This is a genomic window from Ralstonia sp. 1138 (assembly GCF_040544795.1).
Taxonomy (GTDB): Bacteria; Pseudomonadota; Gammaproteobacteria; order Burkholderiales; family Burkholderiaceae; genus Ralstonia; species Ralstonia flatus.
In genome coordinates this window covers 1-10373 of the sequence record NZ_JBEPKQ010000013.1, presented here as the reverse complement: position 1 = coordinate 10373, position 10373 = coordinate 1, and the positions used below count along the sequence as shown (strand labels likewise).

The following is a 10373-nucleotide window of genomic DNA, read 5'->3' as shown; positions in this document are numbered from 1 at the left end:
GCTCCTCGAGTGGATTGGCAAATTCTGCCAGGGCACGTTATAAGGTTCTTCGAAGATTGGCGTCCGAAACATTAAAATTGCGGTTGATCAGCGCAAAGTGAATCACTTGCGCAATTTCCTGTAGCTCCGCCTTGGTTTTGTAACCTGACACCCGGAACGCATAGTCCGCCGGCGCCTGATACATGTTTCGCGTATCCGCAAATCTGGATTCATCTGGCGTAATCGTGTTCATGAACACGGTGTAGATGGGATACTCAGCAGCATCCACGAAGGCCCTACGGGTTTCCACAGTTGGGCACACAAAATCGACAATGCAATGGTCGTTGGCCCCGTGATCGAGAGTGAGGTTGGCGATGGCCGCCATACGTCGAGCGTGCTCGATCCGATGCTCGAGGGTGAACGTAAGATCGCGATTGACATGCTGTCGCACGTAGTCGGCGTTCACCCAACAGGCAGTCGGCAGGCGCTCCAGTAGCATTTTCGCGAGCGTGGTCTTGCCAGACCCTGGCAATCCTTGAATCAGGACGATAGCTTTGCGTTTATGCTCAAGTTGCATCCGCTTACCCATGGCGAGTTTATTGTTCGGCTGACCTCGGGAGGCCGGAATTGCCTCAACGACTTGACGCTGCGCGCGAAGTACGCGGCGATTGCGCAGGGATCGTCTCGGTATTTGACAGGGAATTCCTCCAGGTATCGCGCATGAAGCGCTGTGCGTCGTGCGCCTTGATTGCCGTTCCATCACGCCATGGTGCAGTCGTTAATCCACGCACGGCTGCCTTGGGCACGGCCAAGCCCAAACCGATCAACTTCTTCACAAAGTACCCCAGCTCCGTGTACCGTGACACATCGGGGTCGTCCTCATGGCTGTAGACCGTCCCCTCGTTCCCGTCGGTGTATTGGATTATCAAATAGTGCCGCTGCAAGGCACGGCTCCAGCCCATACGCACGTGCACAGGGCGGCTTTGGTAAGTCGACACGAATTGGTATTCACTCATTCGTCGATCCACAGATCATGCGCGCAGGCCGTTGTACTCCACGCGGGCAAGAGCGGTCGGCGCAGTATGCTGCGCTCGACTTCGATGGCGACCCGGAACTGCGTGAGGTCTCGCACATCGACGTGGCCTCGCTCGATCTGGACATTGCCGCAGATGCACTCAGCCGATGCGGGCGAGAGCGATGCCAGCGAGCTGTTGCATTGACGGCAGACATACCGGATGGCCTCCCCGCAGGGAAACCACATCGAATCAACGCGACGCGGGTCAGATCCGTTTCTCTTTGCAGTCGTTGCCATCTCGCTGTCTCCGTTTGCGTGCGTAATGCCTCAGCGCCGGCTACCTCACAATGGGCGTGAGCCTGAATCCACGTGCATAGACGCTCGTGAGCCGGAATCCGTTGCATGGGTACAGTTCGAGCTTGGCACGTACGCGCGAGACCTGCGTGTCAAGCGCGCGCGATTTTGCTCCACGCGGATGCCCCCAGACCAATCGTTCCAGACTCTCTCGGGTTACCAGGCAATCCGTGTTTCTGAACAGATGGAGTGCAATCGCAAACTGGCTCGATGTCAGCGCAATGACCTTCCCATTGAGCGTCACCGTCTGGCTTCTCGCATCAACAATATAGGGACCCACATTCAGCGGGCCTTGTTGCTGATTGCCAGCACCATTGACCCGGCGCAGCAACGCCATCACGCGCGCGCCCAATTCCCTGGGGTAATACGGCTTGCTCAAACATCCATCCGCACCGGCGAACAATAGCCGCACCATCAGCGGCTCATCGGGCGCGGGAATCACGACCATGATGGGCAAGCGCCCCCCCACGGTATTGCGCAGCCACTGCACCGATGCCTCACCGCCCGAGCCGTCCCCATGTACACACAGCAAAATCAGGTCAAACTCCTGGTCCCGTAACGCAACGCCCAACTCCGTGGTGCGACGAAACATGACGCACTCGTGCTTTTCAAGAACATTCAGCATCTTCTGAAGCATCTGGGCGTGCCCGAGGTCGCTCTCCACACAAGCAATCCTCATTGCCAACTCCCCTATTTTGTCTGCCGCGCGGTGTGACATGGATGGCGCAACGGCGCCGCGACATCCATGTCCCCGCGCCGCTCTTTGCTACGGAAGAATGCGGATCTCCACGCGTCGACCCTGTTGCGTAGCGGGCGCCTCGGTGGCATCGGCCGTCTTCTGCAGCACAATGCGGCCCTCCGGCACGCCCGCCGCCATCAGCGCGGTTTGGACCGCCTCGGCGCGCTTCTTCGCGAGCACCTCGTTGAGCGTCTTGTCGCCGCTTGCATCCGTAAATCCGGACACCGCCACGCTCTTGTCAACGTTCGTCTTCAGATAGGTGACCAGGTCTTTGGCCTTCTCACTAAAATCCGCCCCCAACTCCGCCTTGCCGTAGTCGAAGTAGGCTTTCAGGACGGGACGGCCGTCGGCGACTTCGGAGACGTTGCCCGAGCCCGCCGGAATCTGCGGCGCAGAAGCATCGACCACAGCGGCCGGTGCCGAGGCGGGAACCTGGACGGTGGGCGCCGACGCATCTGCCTGGGCAGCCGGCGCGGGCACCGTGACCGCGTGTGGCTGCTGATCGCCCGAGGATTGCTTGGAGCAGTAGGACAACAGCACGACCAGCAGCAACAGCGCCAGCAGTAGCGGCAGCAGCCAGAGCCAGCTCGATTTGGAGGTCTCGGTCGTCTTCGAGGGCGCAGCCGCGGACTTTTGCCCGGCAGCATTGCCGTTGGAGGTCGAATGGGTGGGCGGGATGTAGGAATGCCCCAGCCCGCCCAGCGGGTCTCCCAGTCCGAGCTTGGAGAAGAAGTGCGGGACGAGTTGCGGCGAGATGAAGTTCTTCTGCGTGCGCAGGAACGGGCCCAGCAGCGCCGGCGTGAAGACCGCGTCTGCCACGGCCGCGCGCCGCATCTCCGAGCAAATGTACGGCATCACCAGGCGTACCAGCGATACGGCGCTGGCGAGGTGGGCGCCCGACTTGGCAGCGACCAGCTCGGCCACACCGGTCGGATCGCGCTCGAAGATGTTTGCAAAGAGCGTCGCCCCGATCGACGTGATTCGGGTGCTCGTCTCCGTGGTCATCGACGACACGTCAGGCTGCAGAGGAATGGCGTTCAATTCCTGCGCGTGGTCGCTGATGATCTTGTGCAGATGTGCGGCGCCTTCCGGAGTGGAGCCCTTGGTTGCGACGGCGCCCACGAGGTTGGGCAACAGAAAGTCCATCGCGCCCCGAAGCACGGTCTTGGTTTCGCCCAGCACCTGCGGCGGTTGCGCGACAAGGGTGTCGCCGAACAGTTGCTCGAGCGAGCGAATGATATTGATAGCTGGCATGGTCTGCTTGAACTCCATGTGGTTGATGACTCTTGTGTGGCTACGAATGGGTCACGGGAAACGCGATCCACAGCACAAAGCGGATGAATTGCACGGCGAAGAAGCACACCAGTACGGGCACCAGGATCACCAGCGCCATGACTGCAATGCGATCGATGCTCTTGTGCCGCGGGGTCCGCCGGCTATACCGGGGTGCTGCCTTCTGAACCGGCGCTTGCTCGCATGGCTCGGCCTGCTCAAACATCCGCGCTTCTGTTTGACGCTCTCTCAACACCGATCCTCCGTGGGCTTTGCCCGTAACGATCGGCCCTGCCGACTTCGGCAGCGGCGCACATCACAGGGGCAGCGTTTGTTCGTACAACAGCGGGACCCGGCTAAAACACCATGCCCGCCGTGGCCATCAGGCCGCTGGTCCACAGGAACTGGACCTCCAATCGCGCCCGGCCATAGCGGTAGCCGATGGCGGGCACGACACCCGGAGAGAACCCGCGGTAATTGAATGGAACCTTGTCCCGATAGATGCCGTCATATCCGTGCAGCACCCCCGCTGTGATCTTTGCGTACAGGTCTGTCCTGGGAACCTCAACGAGGTAGCCTCCGTAGGCGAGCTGACAGAACTGGCCGAAGGAATTCAGGAACAGGGCTCCGCCATACAGCCAGCCACTGGGCTTGCGCACCTCCGCGCCAATGAGCGGCGAATACGGCAAATGCTTCGGGTTGTAGCGGTAGTGCGTGTTGTAGACACTGACCTGCACGGCGATCTCATCGTCTGGATCCACCATCCCGGCCCAGGCATGAGAGGTGCACAACAACACCGTGAGTGCGCCGATCACACGCAACTGCATCAGGCGCTTCACTGACCTCAATGGCGACATTCGGGCACCTCGATGTGTGCGTGTGCGGATCCACCCAACCTGAGGCGGCATGGCGCGCGAATCGCTCCGATACGCATGCGCCTCAGGACGATTTGGCCTGGCAGCGTGTCTGGCCGCCGCTTACGCTGCTTACTGATTAGGCTCGCGACCCGCGACGGCCGGGTACAGCACGCCAGCGACTGCCGCACCCAGCAGCGGTGCGACCCAGAACAGCCAGAGCTGGGAAATCGCCGCGCCTCCAACGAACACGGCCGGGCCGAGCGAGCGCGCGGGATTGACCGAGGTGTTGGTCACCGGAATCGAGATGAGGTGGATTAGCGTCAGACACAGACCGATCGCGATCGGGGCGAACCCGGACGGCGCACGACGGTCAGTCGCACCGAGGATGACGAACAGGAACATGCCGGTGAGGACGGCCTCGCAGACGAAGGCGGCCAAGACCGAATAGTGTCCGGGCGACTGATCGCCATAGCCATTGGTGGCAAAGCCGCTTGCGACCAGATCGAAGCCCGGCTTGCCGGTGGCGATCATCCCAAGCACGGCCGCCGCGCACACTGCGCCTACCACCTGGGCGAGGACGTAAGGCACCACGTCCCGTACCGCAAAGCGCCGGGCAACCGTGAGGCCCAGCGTCACGGCCGGGTTCAGGTGGCAGCCCGAGATGTGCCCGATGGCATAGGCCATGGTGAGCACCGTCAGGCCAAAGGCCAGCGCCACCCCGACAAAACCGATCCCCAACTGCGGGTACGCCGCCGCTAGCACGGCGCTACCACAGCCACCCAACACCAGCCAGAAGGTGCCCACCATCTCGGCCGTGCAACGTCGCATCAAAGTCATATCAGTCCTCGTTCTTCCTGTTGTGATTCCATACGGTGTGACGCGCTTTACCCGGTTGCCCCCGCGTGCCCAACCGGAGACCACTGCACGCTTGCGCCGCGCAATGGCCTGCGCTATCTCGAGCCTGCTGGCCCTCGATATCCTTCTTCCCGCGCACTTGCTGCAGCCGTACGCTCGGCTACCCAAGCGGCGTCAAGCCATCCCTACTCTCCAGTCCCACGGGCCAACGGCTCTTCGAGCACCACGCGGGCGGTCCCGGCGCGGGACATGCCCAACTCTTGAGCGGCGGCCAGCGACAGATCGATGATCCGGCCACGCACGAAGGGACCGCGATCGTTGATCCGCACCACCACCGAGCGCCCGCTGGCCTGGTTCGTCACCCGCACGCGCGTGCCCAGTGGCAAGGTGCGGTGCGCCGCCGTCAACGCGTACATGTCGTAGCGCTCCCCGTTAGCCGTGCGTCGACCATGAAATTGCCGCCCATACCAGGACGCGATACCCGCCTGCAAAAACTTAAGTGCCCGCGCCGGCTCCAGGACCGGCTGCACCAACCTTGTCTGTGCGCGCAACGCAAAGTCCCGTAGCACCACAGGCGCTGCCTCCTGTACCTGCCGCACCCGCTGGCCGATCGTCGGACCACCGACGGCTTGCACCGGCACCGCTGCATCCGTCTGGGATGGCGCATCCCCGGGCACTGCCTGACATGCAAAGAGGCATCCACAGAGCACCAGCATCGCCAGGCGCGCACATTGCTGTATAACCATCCGCCCTATCCCAGTTGCAGAACCAACTTGAGCCATTCCCCGCTTGCGAGGCCCAGCACCACGCCCACCAGCCGCCCTGCCCGCGCTGCACGCTCGCTCTGCGCATCCCAAAACCACTCACGCCTGCGCAGCCGCCTCCAGATCGGGGGCACAGCAAACGCCACAAGCAAGGCCAGCAACGCCGCCACGATCATCTGAAACGCCGACCGATTAAGCCCTCGAACCTGCCAATCCGACTGCACGATGACCAGCATCGCGACACAGGCAAGCAGCCCTGCCCAGTAAATGTTCCGGATCAAGCGATCCACATCGTGAGTCAGCGTCATCGCACCTCTCCCGCAACCGAACGCACCATCACAGCTGGCGTCTCGTTCGCACTTGCCTGATCTGCGTGCCCGGCGCGGACGGTGAGCATCACCACCGCCGCCGTCACTGCAAACGCCACCAGGCGCAGCATGTCCTTGTCCATTGATCACATCCCGATGCCACAGGCCGTCCCTCATAAGGACGGCCCGGCATGCCTTATTGCCCTTGCGTACCCTCGAGCTTGATTTCCACTCGGCGGTTCTGCGCACGACCTTGCGCCGTCGCATTCGAGGCCACCGGATGCGCCTTCCCGTAGCCGTGAACCTCGTACGCGCGTGCCTTCATGCCGTGCGCCTTGAGGTAACGCGAAACGGTCTGTGCCCGACGCTCGGACAGCGCACGGTTGTGCTTGTCCGGCCCGCGCGCATCGGTATAGCCAGCCACCGTGATACGGTCGAACGCCATGCCCTGCGCATCGCTTGCGAACTTGTCCAGCCGCGCACGCGCTCGCGGGCGCAGCGTCGCCTTGTCCGTATCGAAGGTCGCGTCGCTCGCCAGCGACACCTTGTTCGCCGGTGCCGGGGCCGCTACCGGTGCAGCCACCACCGGCGCGGGTGCCGGCAGCACAGCCGCCTTCACCTTCGGCTCGCCGCACTGGAATAGCAGCGTGCTGACCGCGTTCTTGTCTTCGACCTTGACGTCCAGCGGCGCCGGATCCTTGAGCGGATAGACCGGCAGGCCATTGGCCTGTTGGTCGCACACTTCCTTGGCCTTGGCCTGGCACGTGCCCTCAGCCCCTTCAAGCGGCCCGTAGCAGCTCACCTTGTAGATCTGCTGCCCGTCCTGCATGGCCATCGCCCGCACCGTGGACATCGGATCGCTCGCGCAGCCGGCCAAAAACAGCCCTGCATTGATCATCAACGCCAGAATCGTTGGCTTTGTCATGAAACCTCTCCTCGAGTGAATGATTGGATGAATACGACTTGCTTGTGGAAGGACCGCCGACGCCCTATGCGCGCAGCAGCCCCACGGAAAGCGCCTGCAGCGTTAGATGACGATCGCGCTCCAATTGCCCTTCCCGACGTTTCTCTGCCGGCTAATTCGCCCCTGCGACAGCAGCGCTCAGATCACCCGGACACCGCGCGGATTGTTGGCTGGATCACGCCAGAAGGCATCGCCTTCAAAGCGCTTGAAGAGGTCCGGCGGCAGAATGGTTTGGCGTTCAACCACGCGAATCTGCCGACCGACGGTATGCAAGCCTGGCGAACCAAGCCGTTCATCAAATTCCGTGGCGTCGAATTCGATCTTGTTGAAGTCGTGGGTAAATAGAGGCTCGCCAATGAATTCGTAAATGGCCGCCATCACCTTGCTCGGCGAGCGCACGAACGTGTCGTACTCCACCAGCAGAAGCCGATCGGCATGCTCACCAAAGAAGGCTTCTTTCAACGAATCGTAGGCATACCCCACCACGCCTGTGGAGCCCGCCCACGCGGTGACCCGCGTATAGACCGTCGAATTGGTGTCGTAGCCGTAAGTTGCAGACAGCCTCAGCGCGTTTTTGCGTGCAAGCCGCTCAAAGCTGTCCAGAATCCAGGAGGTATCGCGCACACACGCGATCACTTTCGTCTGTGGGAACAGTTGACTAAGTGCGGGCAACCGGGCGGCCCACAGTCGACCGTTGTCAAAGATCACCTTGGCCAAAGAATCGGCGTAGTAGTTCTCAAAGACCCCCTTGAGCACCGCTCGCCGCTTGGCATCCGAGAAGAAAACACCGTATTCGGACGTGCCCCCCACCTCGCGCAGGAGCGTGTTGTACATCCCGGCCACCGGGCTGCTGATGTCTGCGTGGAACCGCGGGTTCTGCCTCAACACAGCCGCCAGCAGGGTGGACCCTGCACGAGGCAAGCCAGAGATGAAATGGAACGATTTCTCAGATTGATTCATTCTTTTCCCCCGATCACTACAACCAAAAATATGTCGTCCCTGAGGGCGACCTTTTCATCAACCCGCGGTCTCAACTGCCTTGGTGGCGCGCGGTGTCTTCTTTGCGGAACCCAGGCGCTTCTCCAGCAGCGCAAGCAGCTTCTGGCCCAGAATCTCCGGTCGTCCCTGGAACAGCACTTGCACCTTGTCCGAACCGGCGTAGCGGCGGCGCAGCTCACAGCGCTCTGCGTCATTGCGAATCAGGCGCACCGCGGCAGCCACGTACTCGTCTGTCGTATGCGCCACGAGCCAGGAAGGCAGGCCCAGACGCGTGAACAGCCCCTCGTCGATGTGCTCGTGCACTTCGCGACCGGTCCGGCACACGCCCACCAAGCCGGCACTGATCGTGTCGACGATGCCGTTGGTATTGCCAAACGGGAACGGATTGAGAAACATGTCGCAACCCGCGATCACGCGCATGTAGCCGTCGTAGGGTTGGTGCCGGTGCACGATCGCGCGGTCGCCAAGGAACTGGCGCACCAGGTGGATCACCTGCTCGTACACCAGGCCGATGGCCTGGCCGACCAGGAAATGGAAACGCACCTCGCGTCCACATTCATTCGTGATACGCGCAAGCGCCGACAAAAAACCCGGGTTGAGCTTCATCGTCGTCGCGGCCACCGCGATTTCGACGATCTGCGGCATCTCGCGAATGGGTGCTTCGATGCTCAGCCCTTGGGCCGAGGCCGATGGACGGTAGGGCATGCCATCGGAGGGCAGCAGCAGCAACTCCTCGCTAAAGCACGCCGGATCCCCAACGTAGTCCTCCTCCACCACCACGTAATCCATCTCGGGTGAGTGGGTTGTCGCGGGATGGCCCAGTGCGTAGGCCTGCAGCGGCGCCACGCGCATGTTCGTCAGGAACATGGTGAGCGGATACATCCCTACACTTGGCATATAGAGCGCATGAACGCCCTCTCGCTGGGCCAACTCCGCGATGAACTGCAGCTGGCCCTGCATACCGTCTGTTTCCGGCAGTTCGTGGAACGCATCGAAGACGGCACGGCCTGCGGCGTCCACATTCTTTGCGCCAACGGCGATGACGTGGAACTGCTTGCGGGCCGATTCCATCGTGCGCGAGTGCGTCCGGTAGATCGAATGTGCAGCGTTGAACCATTCCAACACCACCAGCAGCACCGGCTTGTCGCCCGCCTTCGGCGGCTTCGGCTGCGGCAAGGTGTGCAGATTCCACTCCTGCAGCTTGCGTCGGATCAATGCATTGATGCCACGCTTGATGTCGTGCTTGTCTGCGCGATCCGCATACGAGCAGTGCATGTACGCATCGTGCAGGATCGCCGTGGGCAGCACGTCCAGGCTGTCCAACTTCTCCAGTCGGGCGGCCAGCCACGGCAAAATGATTTCGCGCTTGGCATGCGACTCGATTGAGCCGCAGAAGCGCGGCGCCAGCAACGTGATGCACAGCCCGGCCGCCAGTTGCGGATGCACTGCCCACAACGCGTCCAGATCCAGCGGCACGTGCGAATCGCCGTTATAGAGCAGACACAGCTTCGTCAAATCGCTGCTTGCAACCTCGAGCGCTTCGCTCTCCGGCCCGCGCACGTTGAGCGTACGCAATACAGCATCGGCGTTGCGCAGCGGACTGGCGGCAAACAGTGTGGACAGCCAGCGGTGCCAGCTCAACAGTTGATTGAATCCAGCAGGACTCAGTTGAAAATCAGGATCGGCAAACAGACACATCGTGGCCGCGGCGATGCGCGACAACAGGTGCGCATCGATTTCGCTGTCTCGCAAGCCCGTCATGGTCGGCTTCGCCGAAAACTCCGGACTCAGTTGCCCAAAGTTCATGTCCAGCATCGCCAGCAACGCAAGCAGCTCCCTCGCCGCTTGCTCGTGCTGCCGCCGATAGGCGTGGTATTCGAAACGCTCCAGGTTGAAGGATGCGGTAGTCATGGGGGCAAATCCTCTCGGCAGGTGCTCGGTGTCGGCTGAGGACGCCCACGGGACCATTCCCCCGTGGGCGTGTAAGCTCGACTCTCAGGTGACTGAAGGACGGTCTGCGTGGGCGAACCCAGCCTCACGACTGAGCCCGCCCACGCTCCGCCTGGTTCGACGGAATGCCCTTGCTTTAAGGGTTCGCTGCTCGCAGGTTGATACCGGAGCCAATGACCTTCACATCGAACTGCTTGGCGCGATCCGTGTCCTGCTTCTGCGGCGCCACCATCGCCGGCACGTTCACGCCGTTGCCACGTGCATCCCCCGCACCGAGCAGGCTGCTCTTGAACTGCCCGGAGGAAACCATGCGCACA

Annotated in this window: 13 protein-coding genes and 1 pseudogene; all 14 read right to left on the bottom strand. The window is 61.9% G+C overall.

Annotation, left to right across the window (positions count from 1 at the left end; genetic code table 11):
* Positions 1–37 precede the first annotated feature (37 nt).
* Positions 38–568, bottom strand: a complete 531-nt coding sequence (locus tag ABIC76_RS25390) for an adenylyl-sulfate kinase (RefSeq protein ID WP_354535633.1) — start codon at positions 566–568, stop codon at positions 38–40.
* A 43-nt stretch (positions 569–611) separates the two neighbouring features.
* Complete coding sequence (locus tag ABIC76_RS25385; protein ID WP_354535632.1) at positions 612–995, bottom strand: hypothetical protein; 384 nt, start codon at positions 993–995, stop codon at positions 612–614.
* A complete protein-coding gene (locus tag ABIC76_RS25380) occupies positions 992–1291 on the bottom strand; it encodes a hypothetical protein (protein ID WP_343550223.1) in 300 nt (99 codons plus the stop codon). The genes ABIC76_RS25385 and ABIC76_RS25380 overlap by 4 nt, the downstream gene beginning before the upstream one ends.
* A 40-nt stretch (positions 1292–1331) precedes the next feature.
* Positions 1332–2012: a response regulator transcription factor gene (locus ABIC76_RS25375; protein ID WP_354535631.1), complete on the bottom strand. Its 681-nt coding sequence runs from the start codon at positions 2010–2012 to the stop codon at positions 1332–1334.
* Positions 2013–2114: 102 nt separating this feature from the next.
* A complete protein-coding gene (locus tag ABIC76_RS25370; RefSeq protein WP_354535630.1) occupies positions 2115–3341 on the bottom strand; it encodes an OmpA family protein in 1227 nt (408 codons plus the stop codon).
* Positions 3342–3715: 374 nt separating this feature from the next.
* Complete coding sequence (locus tag ABIC76_RS25365; protein WP_354535629.1) at positions 3716–4216, bottom strand: ABC transporter ATP-binding protein; 501 nt, start codon at positions 4214–4216, stop codon at positions 3716–3718.
* Positions 4217–4345: 129 nt separating this feature from the next.
* Positions 4346–5053, bottom strand: coding sequence for an aquaporin Z (aqpZ, locus tag ABIC76_RS25360; RefSeq protein ID WP_354535628.1), 708 nt, complete (start codon positions 5051–5053; stop codon positions 4346–4348).
* A 203-nt stretch (positions 5054–5256) separates the two neighbouring features.
* Positions 5257–5565 (bottom strand): annotated as a pseudogene (locus ABIC76_RS25355) (septal ring lytic transglycosylase RlpA family protein); the annotation flags it as partial.
* 257 nt (positions 5566–5822) lie between these two features.
* The gene (locus ABIC76_RS25350) at positions 5823–6143 is read right to left on the bottom strand and encodes a hypothetical protein (RefSeq protein ID WP_354535627.1); all 321 of its coding nucleotides are present in this window, start codon (positions 6141–6143) and stop codon (positions 5823–5825) included.
* The gene (locus ABIC76_RS25345; RefSeq protein WP_354535626.1) at positions 6140–6286 is read right to left on the bottom strand and encodes a hypothetical protein; all 147 of its coding nucleotides are present in this window, start codon (positions 6284–6286) and stop codon (positions 6140–6142) included. The genes ABIC76_RS25350 and ABIC76_RS25345 overlap by 4 nt, the downstream gene beginning before the upstream one ends.
* 53 nt (positions 6287–6339) lie before the next feature.
* On the bottom strand, positions 6340–7068 hold the full coding sequence (locus ABIC76_RS25340; RefSeq protein WP_354535625.1) for an OmpA family protein: 729 nt from the start codon (positions 7066–7068) through the stop codon (positions 6340–6342).
* Between the two features lie 177 nt (positions 7069–7245).
* On the bottom strand, positions 7246–8067 hold the full coding sequence (locus ABIC76_RS25335) for a sulfotransferase family protein (RefSeq protein ID WP_354535624.1): 822 nt from the start codon (positions 8065–8067) through the stop codon (positions 7246–7248).
* A gap of 57 nt (positions 8068–8124) precedes the next feature.
* A complete protein-coding gene (locus tag ABIC76_RS25330; protein ID WP_354535623.1) occupies positions 8125–10017 on the bottom strand; it encodes a peptide transporter in 1893 nt (630 codons plus the stop codon).
* A 175-nt stretch (positions 10018–10192) separates the two neighbouring features.
* Positions 10193–10373: hypothetical protein (locus tag ABIC76_RS25325; RefSeq protein WP_354535622.1), on the bottom strand; the 181-nt coding region annotated here is incomplete at its 5' end.

What these genes read in the sequence shown, in the direction of transcription:
- ABIC76_RS25390 (WP_354535633.1), bottom strand. Translation starts at nt 568, where the DNA reads ATGGGTAAGCGGATGCAACTTGAGCATAAACGCAAAGCTATCGTCCTG.
- ABIC76_RS25385 (WP_354535632.1), bottom strand. Translation starts at nt 995, where the DNA reads ATGAGTGAATACCAATTCGTGTCGACTTACCAAAGCCGCCCTGTGCAC.
- ABIC76_RS25380 (WP_343550223.1), bottom strand. Translation starts at nt 1,291, where the DNA reads ATGGCAACGACTGCAAAGAGAAACGGATCTGACCCGCGTCGCGTTGAT.
- ABIC76_RS25370 (WP_354535630.1), bottom strand. Translation starts at nt 3,341, where the DNA reads ATGCCAGCTATCAATATCATTCGCTCGCTCGAGCAACTGTTCGGCGAC.
- ABIC76_RS25365 (WP_354535629.1), bottom strand. Translation starts at nt 4,216, where the DNA reads ATGTCGCCATTGAGGTCAGTGAAGCGCCTGATGCAGTTGCGTGTGATC.
- aqpZ (WP_354535628.1), bottom strand. Translation starts at nt 5,053, where the DNA reads ATGACTTTGATGCGACGTTGCACGGCCGAGATGGTGGGCACCTTCTGG.
- ABIC76_RS25350 (WP_354535627.1), bottom strand. Translation starts at nt 6,143, where the DNA reads ATGACGCTGACTCACGATGTGGATCGCTTGATCCGGAACATTTACTGG.
- ABIC76_RS25345 (WP_354535626.1), bottom strand. Translation starts at nt 6,286, where the DNA reads ATGGACAAGGACATGCTGCGCCTGGTGGCGTTTGCAGTGACGGCGGCG.
- ABIC76_RS25340 (WP_354535625.1), bottom strand. Translation starts at nt 7,068, where the DNA reads ATGACAAAGCCAACGATTCTGGCGTTGATGATCAATGCAGGGCTGTTT.
- ABIC76_RS25335 (WP_354535624.1), bottom strand. Translation starts at nt 8,067, where the DNA reads ATGAATCAATCTGAGAAATCGTTCCATTTCATCTCTGGCTTGCCTCGT.
- ABIC76_RS25330 (WP_354535623.1), bottom strand. Translation starts at nt 10,017, where the DNA reads ATGACTACCGCATCCTTCAACCTGGAGCGTTTCGAATACCACGCCTAT.